Annotated in this window: 13 protein-coding genes; 1 reads left to right on the top strand and 12 read right to left on the bottom strand. The window is 71.9% G+C overall.

The window, feature by feature from the left end; all coding sequences use genetic code 11:
* Positions 1 to 38: 38 nt before the first annotated feature.
* The 12 genes from addA to ASG48_RS12450 all read right to left on the bottom strand — a co-directional run bounded on the left by addA (position 39) and on the right by ASG48_RS12450 (position 18,422).
* Positions 39 to 3,698: a double-strand break repair helicase AddA gene (addA, locus tag ASG48_RS12505; protein ID WP_055850149.1), complete on the bottom strand. Its 3,660-nt coding sequence runs from the start codon at positions 3,696 to 3,698 to the stop codon at positions 39 to 41.
* Positions 3,695 to 6,817, bottom strand: coding sequence for a double-strand break repair protein AddB (addB, locus tag ASG48_RS12500; protein WP_055850147.1), 3,123 nt, complete (start codon positions 6,815 to 6,817; stop codon positions 3,695 to 3,697). The genes addA and addB overlap by 4 nt, the downstream gene beginning before the upstream one ends.
* A gap of 118 nt (positions 6,818 to 6,935) precedes the next feature.
* Positions 6,936 to 7,664, bottom strand: a complete 729-nt coding sequence (locus ASG48_RS12495; RefSeq protein ID WP_055850145.1) for a nucleotidyltransferase family protein — start codon at positions 7,662 to 7,664, stop codon at positions 6,936 to 6,938.
* A 17-nt stretch (positions 7,665 to 7,681) separates the two neighbouring features.
* A complete protein-coding gene (gene tsaE, locus ASG48_RS12490; RefSeq protein WP_055850143.1) occupies positions 7,682 to 9,238 on the bottom strand; it encodes a tRNA (adenosine(37)-N6)-threonylcarbamoyltransferase complex ATPase subunit type 1 TsaE in 1,557 nt (518 codons plus the stop codon).
* Between the two features lie 23 nt (positions 9,239 to 9,261).
* Complete coding sequence (locus tag ASG48_RS12485; protein ID WP_055850141.1) at positions 9,262 to 11,874, bottom strand: PAS domain-containing sensor histidine kinase; 2,613 nt, start codon at positions 11,872 to 11,874, stop codon at positions 9,262 to 9,264.
* A 221-nt stretch (positions 11,875 to 12,095) separates the two neighbouring features.
* Complete coding sequence (ahcY, locus tag ASG48_RS12480; RefSeq protein WP_055850140.1) at positions 12,096 to 13,490, bottom strand: adenosylhomocysteinase; 1,395 nt, start codon at positions 13,488 to 13,490, stop codon at positions 12,096 to 12,098.
* A gap of 154 nt (positions 13,491 to 13,644) precedes the next feature.
* Positions 13,645 to 13,947: an HPr family phosphocarrier protein gene (locus ASG48_RS12475; RefSeq protein ID WP_055850138.1), complete on the bottom strand. Its 303-nt coding sequence runs from the start codon at positions 13,945 to 13,947 to the stop codon at positions 13,645 to 13,647.
* Positions 13,944 to 14,345 carry a PTS sugar transporter subunit IIA gene (locus ASG48_RS12470; RefSeq protein ID WP_055850136.1) on the bottom strand — a complete coding sequence of 134 codons (402 nt, stop codon included), beginning with the start codon at positions 14,343 to 14,345 and terminating at the stop codon, positions 13,944 to 13,946. Before ASG48_RS12470 ends, ASG48_RS12475 begins: the two co-directional genes overlap by 4 nt.
* 219 nt (positions 14,346 to 14,564) lie before the next feature.
* A complete protein-coding gene (locus tag ASG48_RS12465) occupies positions 14,565 to 15,053 on the bottom strand; it encodes a hypothetical protein (RefSeq protein ID WP_055850134.1) in 489 nt (162 codons plus the stop codon).
* Positions 15,050 to 16,858: a sensor histidine kinase gene (locus ASG48_RS12460; protein WP_156381586.1), complete on the bottom strand. Its 1,809-nt coding sequence runs from the start codon at positions 16,856 to 16,858 to the stop codon at positions 15,050 to 15,052. Before ASG48_RS12460 ends, ASG48_RS12465 begins: the two co-directional genes overlap by 4 nt.
* A gap of 10 nt (positions 16,859 to 16,868) precedes the next feature.
* A complete protein-coding gene (locus tag ASG48_RS12455; RefSeq protein WP_055850132.1) occupies positions 16,869 to 17,573 on the bottom strand; it encodes a response regulator transcription factor in 705 nt (234 codons plus the stop codon).
* Positions 17,574 to 17,942: 369 nt separating this feature from the next.
* Positions 17,943 to 18,422, bottom strand: coding sequence for a pyridoxamine 5'-phosphate oxidase family protein (locus tag ASG48_RS12450; RefSeq protein ID WP_055850130.1), 480 nt, complete (start codon positions 18,420 to 18,422; stop codon positions 17,943 to 17,945).
* 420 nt (positions 18,423 to 18,842) lie between these two features.
* Here ASG48_RS12450 and ASG48_RS12445 point away from each other — a divergent pair, with 420 nt between their 5' ends.
* Positions 18,843 to 20,453 (top strand): phosphoenolpyruvate carboxykinase, encoded by a 1,611-nt coding sequence (locus ASG48_RS12445; protein ID WP_055850129.1) that lies wholly within the window; start codon positions 18,843 to 18,845, stop codon positions 20,451 to 20,453.
* Positions 20,454 to 20,642 lie beyond the last annotated feature (189 nt).

Raw genomic sequence — 20,642 nt, 5'->3', positions numbered from 1 at the left:
TTGTTGAAGCCCTTAGGTAGAAGTGCGCCCCCCGCAAATCAAGCGGAGGCGCTTTCGTCTCCCCCGTCCTCTACGGCAGGCGCGAGGGCCGGCCGGCGGGCGAGCGCCTCGTCCAGAAGGTGGGCCGCGACGGGGATGAGGCGCGGCGCCTCGGTGAAGAGGAGCGCGGCCTCGATCGCGCGGCCCGGATAGAGGGGCTTGAGGATCTCGCGATAGAGCGCCAGCTGCACGATGTAGCTGGCGGGCACGGTCTCGAGCCGCGCGGGCGGCGGGCGGTTGGTCTTGTAGTCGACGATGAGGACGCGCGTCGGCGAGACGGCGAGCCGGTCGATCGTGCCGCTCACGAGATAGCGGCGCCCGGCAAGCGTCACCTCGCCGGTGACGGAGACCTCCGCCCGGCTGCCCGGCGCGAAGACCGGCGCGAAGGCGGGCTCGGCCAGCACCTCCAGCGCCTGCTCCACCAGCCGCGCCCGGTCGCGCGGCGTCATCTGCGCGGCCGCGCCCTCGGCATAGTGCCGCGTGGCCTCCTCCCGGCTCTCGGGCGCAAGGTCGGGCAGGACCTGCAGAAGCCGGTGCACGACCAGGCCGCGGCGGATGGCGAGCGAGGGCTGCGCGTCCCCGCCGAGCACCGGCGAGACGAAGCCCTCCGGCCCCGGCGGCGCGGGCTCGGGTCCCGTCTCCACCTCCATCGCGCCGGCGGCCGAGGAGGGCGAGAGCGGACGGGGCGCGGGCTCCTCCGGGGGAAGGGGCGACAGGTCGATGACGCGGCCGGGCGCGCCGGCCTGCGGCCCGGCCGCGGGCGGGGCGGATGCGGCGGGCTCGGGATCCTTGCCGAAGCGCCAGCCGAGCGGCTCGCCCTCCGCCTCGCCGAGCGATCGGCCGCTGTCCTGCAGCGCGCGCGTGACGAGGTCGAGCCAGGTGCCCTCCTTCGTGCCGTTCGCGCCGGACAGGCCGCAGACGACGAGCCGGTCGGCCGCGCGCGTCATGCCGACATAGAGGAGGCGGCGATATTCCTCCTCGGCGAGCGCGCTCTCGCGCGCCTTGAGCGCGGCGACGGTCGCCGTCTCCAGGCTCTTGTCGGCGCGCCAGAGATAGCCCGGGGCGAGATCCGGCGGCAGGCCGGGCATGCCGACGAAGGGCATGAGGCGGGCGCTGTGGCTGGCGCTGAAGGCCGCCGAGCCGGGATCCACCAGGAACACGACCGGCGCCTCCAGGCCCTTGGAGGCATGGACGGTCATGATGCGCACCTCGCCGCGCCCGTGATCCATCTCGCGCTTGATCTGGGGCGGGGCGGCCTCGAGATCGGCGAGGAACCCGTCGAGCCCGGTGCGCCCGTCCTCCTCGGCCGCGAGCGCGAGGTCGAGAAAGGCGTCGACGACCTCGCCCGCGTCCTGGCCCAGCCGGGCCGTCAGCGCCCGCCGCCCGCCCTCCGGGCCGAGGAGCCGGGCATAGAAGGCGAAGACCGTCTCGAAGCCGGCGCGCCGGCGCAGCGCCTCCAGGCGCTCCAGCGCGAGGCGGGCCTTTTCGAGAAGCGAACCGGCGGCCGCGTCCGCCACGAAGTCGGGTACGCGCGCCGGCCCTTCCTCGCCGGCAAGGCGCCGCAGGCCGAGCGAGAGATGCTCGCCCGGCTCGCGCGACAGGGCCAGCGCCATCAGCTCGTCGTCGGACAGGCCGAAGAACGGGCTCTTCAGAACGGCCGCGAGCGACAGGTCGTCCTCGAAATTGGAGACGGCGCGCCCGAGCGCCATCAGGTCCTGCACGGCGATATGGTCGGTGAGGATCAGGCGGTCGGCGCCGGCGATGGGGATGGCGCGGTCGCGCAGCGCCTTGGCCATGGCCTCCACGAAGGCCGAGCGCTTGCGCACGAGGACGAGGACGTCGCCGGGCCCGAGCGGGCGGGTGCGGCCCTTGTGCTCGATGGGCTGGCCGAGCCATTGCGCGATCTGGTCCGCGATGCGCCGGGCGAGACGGTGAGCCGGCGCACTTTCGGGCTGGTGGTCGACGGGCAGGAGCCAGTCGTCCGGCGGCGGGCGCGTGGCGGCGGAGAGCGCCGGCCAGATCTCGACGAGGCCGGGCGCGCCGGCGCGCGCCGTCTGGTGCGTCGGCACCGCGCCGCTCTCGGTCAGGCCGCGCCGCGCCTCCGGCGTCTCGAACACGGCGTCGACGGCCGCCAGCACGTCCGAGGCGGTGCGGAAGGACTGCGTCAGCTGCACGCTCTCGAAACGGGCCTCGGCGGCGTCGGCGCGCTGGCCGATGGCGCGGCGCTCGTCGGCGAACATGGTCGGCGAGGCGCCCTGGAAGGAATAGATCGACTGCTTCTCGTCGCCGACCGCGAAGACGGTGCGGATGCCGCCGCGCGCCGTCTCGCCGGTGAAGAACTCCTCCACCAGCCCGCGCATCACCTCCCATTGCCGCGGGCTCGTGTCCTGCGCCTCGTCGATGAGGACGTGGTCGATGCCCTGGTCGAGCTTGTAGTGGACCCAGGCGCTGGCCGAGGCGCGCGACAGAAGGTCGGCGGTGCGCACGATCAGATCCTCGAAGTCGAGCATGCCGCGCTGGCGCTTCAGGTCCGCATAGTCGCGCTCCAGCTCGTCCGCCACGACGAGCGCGGCACGCGTCGCCCGGAAGAGGCCGATGGCCGAGAGCGCCGCCTCGGCCGCCGCCAAGGCCGCGACGGCCACTTCCAGCCGGTCGGCGAGATCGGGCATGCCGGCGGCGACGGCCTTGGTGGCGAGGCTGGAGAGCTTGTAGGGGCTGCCCTTTTGGGTGAGGCAGAGCGTGCGCAGGGCCCGGTACCGCGCCCGCCCGTCCGCCGCGCCGGCCAGCTCGGCGAGGCGCTCGGCGAGCCTTGCGTCGGTCGGCTTGTCGCTGGCGCGCGCGAGCAGGGCGAGCCGTTCGACGGCTTCGGGCTCGAAGCCCGGCGGGGTCTCGAAGGCGGCATGGACGAGCCCCTCCTCGGCGCCCGGCGAAAGGTCCAGCGCGCGCCGGAGCCGTTCGATCGCCCCGCCGATGCCGCCGGCGCCCTCGATATGGCGGCGCAGCCCGTCGCGGCGCGCGACGATCTCGCCGATGAGCTCGTCCAGCCCGGCCTCGCCGCCGATCTCCAGCGCGAGCGCGAAGGCCGCGTCGAGGCTCGGCACGGGCTCCTCTCCCGCCTCCGGGGCCGCCGTCCGCTCGCCCGCCCCGGGCGCCGCGCCCGTGATGAGGCGGCGCCGCGCCTCGGCGAGGAGGAGCGCGCCCTGCGTCTCGTCCAGCACCTGGAAATGGCCGGGCACGCCCGCCTCCAGCGCGAACCGGTGCAGGATCGCCTCGCAGAAGGCGTGGATCGTCTGGATCTTCAGCCCGCCCGGCGTCTCCAGCGCCTTGGCGAAGAGCCGCCGCGCCTCGGCGAGCCGCTTGGGCGAGGGCGCCGTCCCTTCCAGCGCCGCGATCTCGGCGGCAAGCTCGGCCGCCGGGAGCGTGGACCAGCGGGCGAGGCGCGAGAAGACGCGGTTCGACATCTCCGCGGCCGCCGCCTTGGTATAGGTGAGGCACAGGATGCGCGAGGCCTCCGCACCCGACAGGAGCAGCCGCACCACGCGTTCGGTGAGGACATGCGTCTTGCCCGAGCCGGCATTGGCCGAGACGAAGACCGAGCGGGCGGGATCGGAGGCGAGCGCCTGGCGCTCGCGCGTGAAGGCCGAGACCTCGAAGCTCATGCGCCCGCTCCCTCGCCCTCGCCGCCGTCCTCGGTGCCGACGCTCCATTCGCGGGCGCGGGCGAGATGGTCGTAGTCGCCGGTGAAGTCGCCGCCCTTGAAGGGGCGGGCGCGCGAGCGGAAGGGCGTGTCGGGCGAGAGATAATGCGCGGCAAGGCCGCGGAAGCGGAAGAGGGCCTCCGCGCCGAGCTCGGGCGCCGAGCGCGCCGGCTCGCCGCGCCCGCCCTCGGTGGCGAGCCGTTCCTCGGCCATGCCGCGCTCGCGAAGGCGCACATAGAGGAGGTCGGCGACCGGAGCGGGATCGATCCCCTCGAAGGCGCCGGCCTCGGCCATGGCCGCCTCCAGCGGCAGCTGCGGGGCGAGCAGCGAGCGCGCCTGCTTCACGCTCGGCTGCGAGCCGGTCTTGTAGTCCCGGATCTCCAGCCGGCCGTCCGCGAGACGATCGATGCGGTCGGCGAAGCCGCGCAGGCTGACGCCGAGATCGGCCAGATCCAGCGTGCCGCCGCATTCGGCGACGCGCCTGCGGTCGCGGCGCGGCCCTTCCACGGCGACGAAGTCGCGCGCGAGCGCCTCCATGCGCGGCCACCAGAGGGCGTCGACCTCGGGGGGCAGGGCGGCCTTGTCGAAGAGGTCGCGCGCCAGTGCGAGCAACGTCGCCGCCGCGTCCGGCGCGGCGAGGTCGAGCCCGCCGATCACGGCCTGCGCCAGAACCTCGTGCAGCAGGCTGCCGCGGTCGCGCGCGCCGTGCGAGCGCATGAGTTCGGGCAGCGGCTCGAGCTTCAGGATGCGCCGCGCGTGGACGGCGTAGGGGTCGCGGATGAGCGTCTCCACCTCGGTGACGGAGAAGCTGCGCGGGCGCTTCTCGCGCGGCGGCACGGGGGCGGGCGGGGCGACGCGCGGCACCGGCCCCGCCGCGTCGAGGCCGCGCGCATGGGCGAGGAACACGGCGCCGGCCGCGCGCAGCCGCTCGGCCTCGGCCGGGCCGGCCACGGCCAGGAGCCGCTGCAGCCAGCGCGAGGGCACGCTCGGCGCCCCGCCCGCCCGGCGCGCGCGCGTCAGCACCACCTGCGGCGCCCCCATCGCCATCCAGACGTCGTGGGCGGCAAGCCCGATGCGCCGCTCGGGCGCGGGCAGGGCGACGGACAGGCGCATCGGCCGCGACAGGAAGGCGTCGCCGCGCGCGCCGGAGGGCCAGGTGCCCTCGTTGAGGCCGCCCAGCACGATGCGGTCGACGCTCTGCAGGCGCGCCTCGAGCGCGCCCCAGACGAAGGCGCGCGAGGAGAGGCCGCCGCGCGGGCGCACCGTCTCGCCGGCGACGAGCGCGGCGAGGACGTCCGGCACGTCGCGCGCGGCGAAGGTGAAGCCGGTGCGCGGCGCGCCGGCGAGGGCGGAGAGGAACCCCGCCATGGCCTGCCCCGCCTCCTCGGCGTAGAGCGCGCCGGCATCGCCCTCCGGGTCGCGCGCCAGCGCCTCCAGCGCGCCGACGAGGACGGGCACGAGGTCGGGCAGTTCGAGCCGTTCCGCACCGCGCAGCGCCGCAAGCGGGCGAAGGGCCTCGGCGAGCCGTTCGGCGAGCGTTCCGCCGAGATCGCGCTCGGTTTGCGACAGGAGCGCCACGGGACGGGCGATGCGCAGGCGCTCCTCCTCCACGCTCGCCTCCAGCGCGCGGCGTCGTTCGCCGAAGACGGTGGCGAGCGTCATCGCGTCGGGCAAGCCCACCGTGCCGCGCAACGCCAGCATTTCCAGGGTCCGCGCGCCGCGCCGCGCCTCGCCGGCGCCGAGCCCCAGCCGGGCGAGCGGATGCTTCAGGAGTTCCACGAGCACGATCGGATCGCCCGGGCACAAAGCGGCCTCGACGGCCGCCTTCATCAAGGTGCCGGGCGCGGTGGCCGCGAGCGGACGGCCGGCGGAATCGTTGGCCTCGATGCCGAAGCGGGCCAGTTCCGCCACGACGCGGCGGGCGAGCGAGCGGTCGGGCGTCACGAAGCCGGCGCGCGCGTTCGGGTCGGACAGCGCCTCGCGCATGGCGACGGCGACGGCCAGCGCCTCCTGCCGCTCGTCCTCGGCCTCCACCAGCGAAACGGCGGCCAGCGCCTGCGGTCCGTGCCGGCCGGGCGCCTCGGCCCAGCGCTCGGTGGTCCTTGCCGGGCGCATCGCGTCGGAGACGAGCGCCTCGCGGGCGCGCAGGGGCGCCGGCGGCTCGCCGCCGAGCGGGCGCACGTCCTCGCGCGCGACGCCGAGCGCCTGGAGAAGCCGCTTCAGCCCGTCCTGCGGATGCCCGGAGGCCGCCGCGTCCCCCTCCTCGCCGATCGCGGCAAAGCCCTCCGGCTCGAGGTCGCGGTCGAGGCCGGGCAGGACGAGGGCGCCGTTCGGCAGGGCGGCGACGGCGGCCATGAAGCGCACGAGCGGCGGCGCGCTGGAGGTGACGCCGGCGACGACGACCGGGCCCGTCGAGCCCTGTTCGGTCAGGCGGCGCGTTTCGGCCGCCAGGAGCGCCTCGTGCGCCCGCGCCGCGGTCGTCAGCCCCGCCTCGGCCAGCGTCCGCGGCCAGTGTCTGGTGACGATGGAAAGGAAGGCGAGCGTCAGGCGCCACCAGTCGGCGAGGTCGTCGGGGGCGAGCGTCTCGATGCCCGACAGCGAGGCGCCCTCCTGCTCCACCTCGTCCATCAGGGCGGCGAGATCGCGCGCCAGCCACAGCGCGTCGGCGGGCGAGGAGGGCAGCACGGGCTCGGCGCCGCCGAGCGCCTTCAGATCCTCGAGCGCGGTCAGCCGGCGCCATTGCCGGACGAGCCGCGCGAGGCGCAGGTGGCGCTCGGTCGGGTCCATGACCGGCAGGAGACCGAGGCCGGCCGCCGCGTCGAAGCGCAGGGACGGGTCCTCGTCGGCGCCCAGGACCCGGATCGCCGGCAGGATCGCCGAGCGACCGCCCATCGCCTCGCCGAGGGCCGCCGCGAGCGCGCGCGCGGCGCGGCGCGAGGGCACGTGGATCGTGGCGCCCGCCAGCGCCAGAGGGTCGCCGCCGGGCGCGAAGCCCGGCACGAGCTCGCCCGAGAGGAGCGCGGCGGCGAGCGTCGGGAGAAAGGGCCGGGCGGGGGGAATCGAGAAGACGGTGGCGGACATGGCGCCAGTCTAGAGCATCGGACGGCAAACAGAACCGGGTCCCGTCCGTCGTCCGATGCTCGCGGGACTTGCGCGGGACGCGGACAGGTCGCGTGCCCGCAGCGAAGGCGTGCCGGCGTCAGGCCGCGCTCGACAGGACCACGGTCTCGGCGATGCGGATGGCGGGCGGGGTGCCGACGGTGAGCCAGAGCCCGCCGAGGCGCACGCCGAAGAGCCGGTCGCGCTCGATCGCCTCGTCGAAGATGCGGTTCAGCGAGAAGGGCTCGGCCTCGCGGCCGGCGAAGACCTCCGGCTTCACGATGGCCGCCCCCGCATAGATGAAGGGCGACATGTCGCGCTCGGCCACGCGCGCGAGCCGGCCTTCCGCGTCCATCGCGAAGTCGCCGCGCCCGTCGTAGCCGGTCGCCTGCGCCATGTCGGCGATGAGGAGGCACACGTCCATGCGCGCGGGGTCGAAGAGTTCGGCCATCAGCTCCAGATTGTTGCGGTAGCCGTCGATCCAGAACGTGTCGGCGTTCATCACGTAGAACGGGTCGGGCCCGAGCTCGGGCAGCGCCTTGACGATGCCGCCGCCCGAATCCAGCAGCGTCTCGCGCTCGTCGGAGATGACGATCTCCATGTCGCGCCGCTTGCGCAGATGGGCGCGCATGAGATCCGGCAGGTAGTGCACGTTGACGACCGTGCGCGTGACGCCGGTGCGCGCCAGAGCGTCGAGCCCGTAGTCGATGAGCGCCTTGCCGCGCACTTCGACGAGCGGCTTGGGGATGGTGGAGGTGATCGGCCGCATGCGCTTGCCGAGGCCTGCGGCGAGCATCATGGCGGTGCGGGGCGTTTGGACGAGGGGCATGGACGGTCGCGTTTCGTTCAGATGGAGGCCGCCTCGTCCTCGCCCGCCGTCAGCCCCCAGTCGGCGTAGAGGGCGGCGAGGGCGGCGAGCGAGGGATGGCCGAGCGTACGGCTGAGATAGGCCCTTATGCGCGGGATGTGACGCAGATATTGCGGCTTGCCGTCGCGTTCCAGGAGGCGGACGAAGATGCCGAGGATCTTGGAGGCGCGTTGCGCGCCCATGATCGCATAGGCGCGCTCGAACTCGAAGGGCTCGAAGCCGGGCTCGGCGCGCCGCCGCGCGACATAGGCCGAGACGAGCCGCGCCTCGAGCTCGGGCGCGATGGTGACGCGCGCGTCCTGCGCCAGCGAGGCGACGTCGTAGGCGACGGGGCCGATCACCGCGTCCTGGAAGTCGATGAGGCCGATGCGCGCGCGCCCCGTCTCCCCGGGACGCCAGATCACGTTGGGCGAATGGAAGTCGCGTAGGACGAGGCCGGTCTCGGCGGCGCGCAGCTCGTCGAACAGTCCGGACCAGATCTCGGTGAAGAGCGCGCGCTCCGAAGCGCTCGCCGGCCGTCCCATGACGCGCGGCATGTACCAGTCGAGCACCAGCTCGACCTCGATGCCCATGGCCCGCCGGTCGTAGGCGGGCACCTCGTAGGGCGTGCCCCCCGGCACGGCGAGCGTCGCGGGGAGGGCGGCGGCGTGAAGGTCGGCAAGGCACAGGACGGCCGCCTCGTAGCGGTCGGGCACCGGCCGGCCCTCTTCGTCCAGCAGCGTCTCGCTGCCCAGATGGTCGAGGAGGAGGAGGCCGGCGGCAAGGTCGGCATGGCGGATCGCGGGGGCGGCGAAGCCCGCTCCGGTCAGCGCCTGCGCCACCGCCACGAAGGGCACGACGTCCTCGGCGAGATGGGCGATGCGGCTGTAGGGCAGGCCGTCGCGGATCGGCGGCCCGTCCGGCTGGCGCGGGCTGTCCATCAGGACGAGCGTCGCCGGGACGCCGCCCTCGGTGACCGCGACCGTCTCGTAGCGCCGAGCCGAGGCGTCTCCGGTGAAGGCGCGGCGCGGGGCCTCGCCGAAGCCCGCTTCGCCCAGAAAGTCCCGGATGGCGAGGCTTCGCGCGAGGCGCGGGCCCGCCTGCGGATCGGCCGCGATCGTGGCGATGCGCCCGCCCTCGGGGCCGGCCTCGAGGGCGATGGAGATCGTGGCGCGGGCCTCGACCTCGGGCGCGCGCTGCGGCCATTCGACGAGGACGATCCCATCCTCGGCCGCTTCCTCGAAGCCGAGCTCGTCGAGCTCGCCCGCCCCGCCGAGGCGGTAGAGGTCGAAATGGGCGACGGGCGGCGTGCCGTCATAGGTGTGGACGAGGGTGAAGGTGGGGGAGGGCACGTCGAGCGTGTCGGAGCCGGCGAGCGCGCGGATCGCGGCGCGCGCCAGCGTCGACTTGCCGGCGCCCAGATCCCCGCCGAGCGCCACGACGTCGCCGCGCGTCAGCGCGCGCGCCAGATCGGCGCCGAGCCGGCGCGTCGCGGCCTCGTCGGGAAGCGCGAGGCGGGCGCGCAAGGCGCGGGGGGCGTCAACGGCGTCGGCCATGCGAAGGGCGTTTCCCGAGCCGCTCATTCGGCCGCGTGCTCCAGATAGGGGTGATGGTGCGGCGTGCCGCCGGTGGGCTTCGCCCCGCCCGCCGGCAGGCGGCAGACGACCGTGGTGCCGCCGCCCTTGGCGGTGCGGATGGCGACCTCGCCCTGGTGCAGCTCCACGAAGCTCTTGACGATCGACAGGCCGAGGCCCGCGCCCGACTGGCGCCCGCCCACGGGATTGGCCTCGAAGCGCTCGAAGATGCGCCCGATCTGGTCCTCCGGGATGCCGGGGCCGCGGTCGGTGACGGAGAAGACCACGTCCTCGCCCTCGCGCCGGGCGACGAGATCGACCGTCGAGCCCGAGGGCGCGAAGTTGGCGGCGTTGGAGAGGAGGTTGAAGAGCACCTGGATGAGCCGGTGCCCGTCGGCGCGCATCGTCTCGCCGGCGCCCGAGATGTCGATGCGCAGCGCGATCTCGTGCTCGGCCAGCCGGTCGCGGATGCCGTCGGCGGCGTGCTCGACGGTGCGCGCGATGTCCACGTCGGCGAGGTCGAGTTCCATGATCCCGGCGTCCACGGTCGCCAGATCCAGGATGTCGTTGACGATGGTGAGGAGGGCCGAGGTGGAGGTCGCGATATAGTCGAGATATTGCGACTGGCGCGGCGTCAGCGGCCCGGTCTCGGGCGAGCGCAGGAGGGCGGAGAAGCCGATGATGTTGGTGAGCGGCGAGCGCAGCTCGTAGTTCACGTGCTGGACGAAGTCGTTCTTGATCTGGTTGGCCTGTTCCAGCGCCTCGTTGCGCTCCAGGAGCATGCGCTGGGCGACGCGGGCGTCCGAGACGTCGGAGAAGGTCAGCATGGTCTGCCCGTTCGGCAGCGGCACCGCGCCATAGGCGAGGATGCGACCGTCCGACAGGGCGACCTCGCCGGTCTGCGTCTCGCGCCCGTCCTCGTCGAAGGCGGTGACGGCTTCGCAGAAGCCCTGCCAGCCGGCGCCCTGCCCGTCGGGGGAGGGCAGCATCTCGACGCGTGCGAAGCCCGGCAGCGTGTGGATGCGCGGGCGCGTCTGCAGATACTCCCCGTCGAAGCCCCAGAGTTCGGCGAAGCTCGGGTTGGACAGGCGCAGCCGCCCGTCGCCGCCGAACACGGCCACGGCCTCGGAGAGATAGTCGATCGTCTCGCGCTGCAGGCGGATCGTGGCGCGCACCTGGCTTTCCAGCTCGAGCTTCTCGGTGATGTCCTCGAAGACCCAGGTCGCCCCGCCCTGCGGCTGGGGCGTGGCGATGACGCGCAGTGTGCGCCCGTCCGTCAGGTGCCACATCGTCTCGGTCGGCTCTGTGGCGCGGTAGGCGGCGAGATCCTTCTGGTGCAGCTCGCTCTGGAAGTAGTTCTCGGTCGGCAGCGTGCCCTGCGTGCGCAGGTGGTCGAGCAGCGAGAGATGGTCGGGATCGGCCTCCAGATAGGCGTTGGTGAGGTTGAAGAGGCGCTGGAAGGCGGCGTTGTGATAGACGAGGCGCGTCTTCTGGTCGAAGCGGGCGACGGCCGTGGTCAGCTGGTCGAGCGTCTCGGACTGGCTGTCGATCGTCTGGCGCAGCTCCATGCGCACCTGCTCGGTCTCCGACACGTCGATGGCCAGCCCCGCCGAGCCGAGCGGCCCGGCGCTCTCCACGACGCGGAAGTTGCGCCGGTCGGCGGCGACGACGGTCGAGATCTTCTCGTCGAAGCGGCCGCCGGCGCGAAGGCGCGCGGCGCTCGCCTGCCGGTCCTGCTCGGTGAGGAACTCCACCTGGCGCGTCAGCGCCTCGGACGCGCTCCGCGCGTCGACCGCGCGGGCATAGGCCTCGTTGATCCAGACGAGCCGGCGCTCGCCGTCGCGCAGCCAGACGGGGATCGGCGCGGCGTCGAAGAGATTCTGCATGGTCTCGATCGTGGCGAGCGCGCGCTCGTTCTCGATCTCGAGTTCGCTGAGCCGCTCGCGCAGGCCCGCGAGCTGCGTGAAGCGCAGCACCGCCAGACCCCCGACGGTGCGTCCGCGCACCTCGATGAGGCCGGCCTCGCCGAGATCGACGACCTGCGAGAAGGGCTCGGCCCGCTCGCGCAGCGCCACCACGGCCTCGGCCAGGCCCTGCGCGCTCGCCCCGTCCATCCAGTCGCTGAAGGCGAGGAAGCCGCGCTCGTCGGCCGGCACGCGGCCGGCGCAGTCGAGCTGGCCGACGATCTCGGGGCGCGCGCTGCCCGAATAGATCACCAGCCGCTCGTCCTCGGCCGCCATCAGCGCGGCGCGTTTGTCCGCCTCTGCGCGCGCCTCGGAGAGTTCCAGGCGCAGCCGGTCGGCCTCGGCCACGGTCAGAGCGCGCTGGCGCATGAGGAAGACGGTCGTCAGCATCGCGGTGCCGACGAGCATGGCCAGAAGCGCCAGATAGACGATGTCGGTCGGCGTCATCAGCGCGAAGGGGGAGGCGGACTGGGCCGCCGCCGGGCCGGCGGAGACAGCGAGCGCCAGCGCGACGGTGGCGGTGCCCGCGGCGCATGCCCCGCCGGGCGCGCCGCGCCAGGGCGCCGGGCGCCTCGAAGCCCGTGCCGCCGCCGCGCCATGGCTTCGCCGCGTCCGGCGCGCGCTCGCGCCTCCGGATCGATCAGCCTCGTTCATTGGGTCGTCCCTCGTCGTCCGCATCGGGTCCCCGCGACGCGGATCGCGCCGCGCAGGATCGGCGGGGCGCCCCGATCCACCTTCGGAGAGCCCCACGCGGGAGAATTTACCCGACCCGCCCCCGCTCGCAATGCGCAGATGAGCAACGGTTAAAAAAAAGCAGCGGCCCGGCGCTTTTCTGCGCCGGGCCGCTGCCCGAAGTCCTGCCGGGCCGGAGCCCGTCAGTAACGGTAATGTTCAGCCTTATAGGGGCCTTGCGGGGTCACGCCGATATAGTCGGCCTGCTCCTTGGTGAGTTCGGAAAGCCTTGCGCCAAGCTTGCCGAGATGCAGGCGAGCAACCTTCTCGTCGAGATGCTTGGGCAGGACATAGACTTCGTTCTTGTACTGTTCACCCTTGGTGAAGAGTTCGATCTGAGCGAGCGTCTGGTTGGTGAACGAGGCCGACATGACGAAGGACGGATGGCCGGTCGCGTTGCCGAGATTGAGGAGACGGCCTTCCGACAGGAGCAGCATGCGCTTGCCGTCCGGGAAGGTGATCATGTCCACTTGCGGCTTGATGTTCGTCCAGGTGAGGTTCTTGAGGGCGCCGACCTGGATCTCGTTGTCGAAATGGCCGATATTGCCGACGATCACCATGTCCTTCATGGCGCGCATGTCGTCGAGCGTGACGACGTCCTTGTTGCCGGTGGTGGTGATGACGATGTCGGCCGTCGGGGCGGCGTCCTCGAGCGTCACGACCTCGAACCCGTCCATCGCCGCCTGCAGCGCGCAGATCGGGTCGACCTCCGTCACCTTCACCCGGGCGCCGGCGCCCTGCAGCGAGGCGGCCGAGCCCTTGCCGACATCGCCGTAGCCGCAGACCACGGCCACCTTGCCGGCCATCATCACGTCGGTCGCGCGGCGGATGCCGTCGACGAGCGACTCCTTGCAGCCGTACTTGTTGTCGAATTTCGACTTGGTGACGCTGTCGTTGACGTTGATCGCGGGGAAGGGCAGGAGCCCCTTCTTCTGCAGCTGGTAGAGGCGGTTGACGCCCGTCGTCGTCTCCTCGGTCACGCCCTTGATGGCGTCGCGCTGCCTGGTGAAGAAGCCGGGCGTCTCGGCCATGCGCTTCCTGATCTGGGCGACGAAGATCTCCTCCTCCTCGTTGCCGGGATTGGACAGGACGTCCTCGCCGGCCTCGGCGCGCGCGCCGGTGAGGATGTACATCGTGGCGTCGCCGCCGTCGTCGAGGATCATGTTGGAGGGCTGGCCGTCCGGCCACTGGAAGATGCGGTCGGTATAGTCCCAGTACTCGGTGAGGCTCTCGCCCTTCACCGCGAAGACCGGCGTGCCGGTGGCGGCGATGGCGGCGGCGGCGTGGTCCTGGGTGGAGAAGATGTTGCAGGAGGCCCAGCGGACCTTGGCGCCCAGCGCCTGCAGCGTCTCGATGAGCACGGCGGTCTGGATCGTCATGTGCAGCGAGCCGGTGATGCGCGCGCCGGTCAGCGGCTTCTGCGCCCCGAACTCCTCGCGGCAGGCCATCAGGCCCGGCATCTCGGTCTCGGCGATGTCGAGTTCCTTGCGGCCCCAGTCGGCGAGGGAGAGGTCCTTGACGATGTAGTCGGCAGACATGGCGGTCCATCCTTGGCGCGAAACGGGTGAGATCGGCGGGCGGGACCCCGCGATCGCTCGCCCGTCGTCTACCAGCCGGCGCCGGTCGGAGCAAGAGGACATAAAGATGTCCTTATATCTTGATCCGAATATCCTGAAGCGGATCTGAAGGCCGCTACATCTCCTCGCCGAAGCGATTGGCCACCAGGGCCTCGATCGCGTCGAGCGCGGCCTGCGCCTCGCGGCCGGTCGCGGACACGTCGATCGTCGTGCCCTGGCTCGCCGCCAGCATCATCAGGCCCATGATCGACAGGCCGCCGACGGTCATGCCGTCGCGGCTGATGCGAACGTCCGCGTCGAAGCTCTCGGCCGTCTGCACGAACTTCGCCGAGGCCCGGGCATGCAGGCCGCGCTTGTTGACGATGAGCAGCGTGCGCGGGGCAGGGGCTGCGGCCTTGGCCTGCGGGGACTCGGTCATTTTCCGCTGAGCACCCGGCTGGCGACGTTGATGTATTTGCGGCCGGCCTCCTGCGCGTCGACGAGCGCCTGGGCGATCGGCTTGTCCTGGCGCACGCTGGCGAGCTTGATGAGCATGGGCAGGTTGACGCCCGCCAGAACGTCCACCCGCTCCCCGTCCATGACGGAGATGGCGAGGTTGGAGGGCGTTCCCCCGAACATGTCGGTGAGGATGATGACGCCGGCCCCGCGGTCGGCGCGCGCCACGGCGTCGACGATGTCGTTGCGCCGCTGTTCCATGTCGTCCTCGGGGCCGATCGAGATCGTCTCGAACGCGTCCTGCGGGCCCACGACATGCTCGGCGGCGTTCTTGAACTCTTCGGCGAGGCGGCCGTGGGTGACGAGCACCAGTCCGATCATGCGGTGAACGCTTCCGATGCCCCGGCCGACGCTGCGGCGTTTGTCGATTTCCCCTCCCGGACCGGGCTCAGCCTGAGGGGCGTGGGGGCGTATCTTGTCATTTAGCCCTCCTTTCGCAAGCCAAATGATGCAGGCGCGAAGAATGGAGCGGGCACCGTCCCGCGCGCGCCACACTGGAACGGTTCGAATCTGCCGCCGCGCGAGGCCGGGGTCGGCGCCTCACGGCGAGAGCGCGTAGCCGTTGGCCGCCAGGGCGACGAGAAGCCCCGCGCCGAAGGCCGCCTCGCGGCGCGCCAGCGCGATGCGGCGCACGCGGCGGCCGAGCAGCGTCTCGAAGGGCTCCTGCGGCAGGCGCTCGATCTCCCCGGCGGGCAACAGGTCGACAAGGAGGCGGAGCGGCGCGTCGCGCACGACCGGCAGGCGCAGAAGCCCGGCGCCCGAGACCTCGATCAGCCCCTCGATCGCCTCGGGCGCGCCAAGGCGCAGCGCCTCACCGTCTCCGGGGGCGATCAGCACGCGGTCGTCCGAGACGAGGCCCGCCTCCAGCCCCGCCTCCCGCCCGCGCTGCAGCGCCAGGAGGCAGAGCGAGGACTTGCCCGCGCGCGCCGGGCCCCGCACCAGGACGGCGCCGGGCCCGAGGAGGATGGCGCTGCCATGGACGTTCAGCCCATCCGGCCCGAAGGGGAAACGCGTGGCCTGCGGGCTCATGCCGCCGGCAGCGAGACGATGAAGCGCGCGCCGGCGACCCCGCCCGGCGCGGCCTGGTCCTCGATGTTCTCGGCCCGCAGCGTGCCCCCGTGCGCCTCGACGATCTGGCGCGAGATGGAGAGGCCGAGGCCAGAATTCTGGCCGAAGGCCTCCGCGCCCGGGCGGTCTGTGTAGAAGCGCTCGAAGATGCGCTCGATCGCCTCGGCCTGGATGCCCGGCCCGTTGTCCTCCACCACGACCTGCAGGCGCGAGCCGCGCCGGCGCAGGATGACGCGGATGCGCCCGTCCGTCTGCGGCAGGAAGGAGCGGGCATTGTCGATGAGATTGGTGAAGACCTGCGACAGGCGCAGGTCGTGGCCCTCGACATGGGCGGGCGGGCGGGCAAGACCGAGATCGAGCTCGATGGCGGCGCTGCGCCCCGACTTCGTATGCGCCCGCGCCCCGTCCACCACCGACTGGAGGAGCGCGGAGAGGTCCACCGTGCGGGCGATCTGGCGGGCGAGCTCGGCGTCGAGGCGCGAGGCGTCGGAAATGTCGGTGATGAGCCGGTCGAGCCGCTTCACGTCGTGCTGGATGATGCCGAGCAGCTTCTCGCGCGAGACCTCGTTGCGCGCCAGCGGCAGCGTCTCCACGGCCGAGCGCAGCGAGGTGAGCGGGTTCTTCAGCTCGTGGCTGACATCGGCCGCGAAGCTCTCGATCGCGTCCATGCGGGCATAGAGGGCGTTGGTCATGTCGCGAAGGGCGGTGGCCAGATTGCCGACCTCGTCGGCGCGGTCGCCGAAATCGGGAATGGCGGCGCGCTCGTCCACCCCGCGCCGCACGCGGATCGCGGCCGCCGAGAGGCGGCGCAGCGGCGTCGCGATCGTGGAGGCGAGAAGGATCGACAGGACGATGGTGACGAGCGAGGCGACGGCGAAGACGCGCACGATCGCCATGCGCTCGGCCTGCACGATCTTGTCGATGTCGCCGCCCTGCGTCGACAGCATGAGGACGCCGAGGACGGCGCGGAAGCGCTGGATCGGCACGGCGACGGAGACGATGAGCTCGCCCGTCTCGGTGGCGCGCACGACGGTCGCGGGACCCCCGGTCAGCGCCGTCATCACCTCCGGATAGGTCGTGCCCGAGCCGCCGGGCGTCTCGCGGTAGATCGGCAGGTCGCCGCGCTGGAAGAGGCGGCGGACGAATTCGTCGGCGCGCTCCAGGAGGCTCTGCTCCTCCTCGGCGACCGGCGGCAGGTCGTAGCGCAGGATCTGGCCGCGCGAATAGAGATGGCGCGAGTCGAGGATGAGATTGGCGTCGCGGTCGTAGAGGCGCGCGCGGGTGCGCGTCGGCGAGATGAGGCGGCGCAGGAGCGGGGCGACGCGCTCGGGATTGATCGGGAAGTCCAGGCTGTCGGCCGATTCGGCGCCCGGCGCCAGCGTGTCGCCCGCCTGCAGCTCGAGGAGGCGCTCGGGATCGAGCGTGATCGAATTGGTCTCCACCGTCGCCGAGGAGGCGATGGCGCTGGCGATGATCTCGCCTTGCGTCAGGAGGCTCTCCACCCGCGCGTCGATGAGGCCGGCGCGGAACTGGTTGAGATAGAGAATGCCCGAGACGAGGACGATCAGCGCGATCAGGTTGAGGAAGACGATGCGCCGCGTCAGCGAGGAGAAGATGGAATGCCCGAGGAGGCGCCGGGCGCGCAGCACCACGCGGCGGATGACCGGCAGGCGGCGGATGCGGCGCGGCGAGAGCCGTTCGCGCCGGCGCGCGCGCGGCTCCGGCGGATCGTCGCCGATCCCGCCGTCCTGCGAGACGGAGACCATCGCGGACCCGTCAGACTTCGCGGAAGCGGTAGCCGACGCCGTAGAGCGTCTCGATCATGTCGAAGTCGTCGTCGATCGCCTTGAACTTCTTGCGTAGCCGCTTGATGTGGCTGTCGATCGTGCGGTCGTCGACATAGACCTGCTCGTCATAGGCCGCGTCCATCAGCGCGTCGCGGCTCTTCACCACGCCCGGCCGCTGGGCGAGCGCGTGGAGGATGAGGAACTCGGTCACCGTCAGCGTCACCGGCTGGCCGCCCCAGGTGCAGGTGTGCCGCTCCTGGTCCATCACCAGCTGCCCGCGCTCCAGCGAGGTGTCGGGCACCGGCACGCCGTTCTTGGGCAGACCCTCGCGCGGCTGGCCGCGGCGCAGGATGGCCCGCACGCGCTCGACGAGGAGGCGCTGCGAGAAGGGCTTCCGGATATAGTCGTCGGCGCCCATCTTGAGGCCGAACAGCTCGTCGATTTCCTCGTCCTTGGAGGTGAGGAAGATCACCGGCAGGTCGGATTTCTGGCGCAGCCGGCGCAGGAGCTCCATGCCGTCCATGCGCGGCATCTTGATGTCGAAGATGGCGAGATTGGGCGGGCGGGACTGAAGGCCTTCCAGCGCCGAGGCGCCGTCCGTGTAGGTCTCGACCCTGTAGCCCTCGTTCTCGAGCGCGATCGAGACCGACGTGAGGATGTTCCGGTCGTCGTCGACGAGGGCGATGGTGGGCATCTTGCGTTCTTTCTCCTTCTGTCCCGCGCGGCGCCGGGTCGGCGCGTTGCGGGCAGGCCTTCCGGCCGGACGATGCGCACCCCGTGCGGGCCGCGCGTCGCGCCTTCACGTCGGGCGCGCGTTCGCCCTCATGTCGATCGGCAACAATCCGCGCAAAATATGACGGAGCCTGCCGTTTTGCCGGTCATGGGTGCCGATTTGCCCTTGACCGATCAATCCCTATACACCCTGCCGCCGGGAAAGGCGACCGGCGCGCGCGGGGGCTTGCCGCCATGCTCGAATGCCCGTGCGGGAGGGCCGCAAGCCCGCGCCCGCAAGGGCGTGCCAACGGGCCGGGGAAGCGCGCACCGCCCGCCGGCCCGCCGGCGCCTAGAGGTCGATCTTGCGGTTCTCGCCGACATCCGGCCGGTCCTGCCCGCCGAGATAGGCCTTGGCGAACTCGTAGGCCTGCGTGACCTTGTTGGCCTTCACGTCCCAGATCTCGGCCATGTGTGGATCGATCGACAGGACGACGACGCTCGGGTCGTCCTTGCCCTGCGGGAGCCAGGCCTCCGCCTCCGCGTCCCAGATCTCCGCGACGCTCGCCCGGTCCGTGAGGATGCGCGCCGTGCCCGAGACGGAAAGATATCTGCCGTGTTTGGAGAAGGTCGCGGCGACGGACGAATCCGCCTCGATCTCCTCGACCTTGTGCGAGGGGCGCTCGGTGAGGAAGCGGATCTCGCCGCCGGCCTTCGGGATGCGCGGCGCCATCGGGCGGGCCCGCAGGGCGCCTCCGTCCCGCGTCACCACCATCGCGGTGTCGAACTCCCTGACGAGCGTCCAGAAGGCGTCGGTGTCGGAATGCGTCATGATCGATCCTCTCGCAGGTTGTGGCGCGCCCTTTCGCGGCGGTCGCGCCCGGTCGAAGCCGTAATGCGGCACCGGGCGAAAAGTGCCTTCGCAGGCGGCATCGGCTGCCGGATCGGGCGGCATTCTCACGCTTTGCGGAGGCGTTCGGGAGCGCCTGGCGACGCGACGTCAAAAAAACTTCACACGACCGAACCGATTTAGACCGGCACACGAAACGATTGAACCGGCGCCACCAAGCCGTCTAAACCGATTAGATCATTGATATGACTGGCATATCGCCTTTCGCGTCGCTTGTTTGAGCCCGTCAGTCGCAGTATTTGTGGCTCGTCGCGACGCTGGACCGAACCGGCCATGATCTGTCGCGACTTCGACCGGGCGGCCCAGCCGTCCGGCCCTGAAGCCAGGACGGGAGACGGCGCGGTGGATGAAATCGGCGTGAGGAACATCAAGCAGGGCATCGAGACCACGGGCCTGTCCGATCTCGCGTCCATCCGCTGGAACATGGGCGCGACGGAGCTCGTGGAGACCGCGCTGCGGCGCGGCGAGGGCCGGCTGACGGCGCATGGCGCGCTCGTCGTGACGACCGGCAAGCACACGGGCCGTTCCGCCAAGGACAAGTGCGTGGTGCGCGACGCCACGACCGATCCGGCCATCTGGTGGGACAACAACCGCGCCATCGAGCCCGAGGCGTTCGACACGCTCTATTCCGACATCAAGGCCTTCGCCAAGGGCCGCGACCTCTTCGTGCAGGACCTTGTCGGCGGCGCCGATCCGGCCAACGCGATCAAGGTGCGCGTCGTCACGGAATATGCCTGGCACGCGCTGTTCATCCGCAACCTGCTCATCCGGCCGACGAGCGCCGAACTCGCCGATTTCGTGCCGGAGCTGACGATCATCGACCTGCCCTCCTTCACGGCCGATCCCGAGCGCCACGGCTGCAGGTCCGAGACCGTGATCGGCTGCGACTTCACCAACAACGTCATCCTCATCGCCGGCACCTCCTATGGCGGCGAGATGAAGAAGTCGGTCTTCACCGTCCTCAACTACGTCCTGCCGCAGAAGGGCGTCATGCCCATGCACTGCTCGGCCAATGTCGGGCCGGACGGCGACGTCGCGGTGTTCTTCGGCCTGTCGGGCACCGGCAAGACGACGCTTTCGGCCGACCCCAAGCGCACGCTCATCGGCGACGACGAGCATGGCTGGGGGCCGGACGGCGTCTTCAACTTCGAGGGCGGCTGCTACGCCAAGACGATCAAGCTCTCGGCCGAAGCCGAGCCGGAGATCTTCGCCACGACCCGGCGCTTCGGCACGGTGCTCGAGAACGTCATCCTCGACGAGGACCGCGTCCCGGACTTCGACGACAAGTCGCTGACCGAGAACACCCGCGCCGCCTATCCGCTGCATTTCATCCCCAATGCCAGCGAGACCGGGCGCGCCGGGCATCCGAAGAACATCATCATGCTGACGGCCGACGCCTTCGGCGTGCTGCCCCCCATCGCCCGGCTGACGCCGGCCGAGGCCATGTACCATTTCCTCTCCGGCTACACGGCGAAGGTGGCGGGCACGGAGAAGGGCGTGACCGAGCCCGAGGCGACCTTCTCGACCTGTTTCGGCGCCCCCTTCATGCCCCGCCATCCGTCCGAATACGGCAATCTCCTCAAGGCGCTGATCGCCGAGCACGGGGTCGACTGCTGGCTGGTCAACACCGGCTGGACGGGCGGCGCCTACGGCACCGGCCAGCGCATGCCGATCAAGGTGACGCGCGCGCTTCTCGCCGCCGCCCTCGACGGCTCGCTGAAGGACGCCGAGTTCCGCACCGATCCGAATTTCGGCTTCAAGGTGCCGGTGGCCGTGGACGGCGTTCCCGCCTCGATCCTCGACCCCCGCTCGACCTGGGCCGACACGGCCGCCTACGACGCGCAGGCCCGCCGCCTCACCGAGATGTTCTCGCGCAACTTCGAGAAGTTCGAGGCGCATGTGGATGCCGACGTGATGGGCGCCGCCCCCGGCCTCGCGCTCGCCGCCGAATAGCGTCTCGCGGGTCTCGGGAGGAGCTGCGACACGCCGAAAGGCCCGCCCGGGGAAACCCGCGCGGGCCTTTCGCCTTTTGCCTCCCGGTGCTGTAAGGCAGGCGGCCCGCGCGGGGTGCCGTCCGGCCCTCTCGGGGAGCCCGGAGGCTCGATGCCGCGAGGGCTCGGACGACGGGCGGGGCGGAAAGGC

The sequence above is a fragment of the Aurantimonas sp. Leaf443 genome, from assembly GCF_001425575.1.
Classification (GTDB): Bacteria; Pseudomonadota; Alphaproteobacteria; order Rhizobiales; family Rhizobiaceae; genus Leaf443.
The sequence above is the reverse complement of the archived record's forward strand: the minus strand, read 5'-3'. Positions and strand labels throughout refer to the sequence as shown.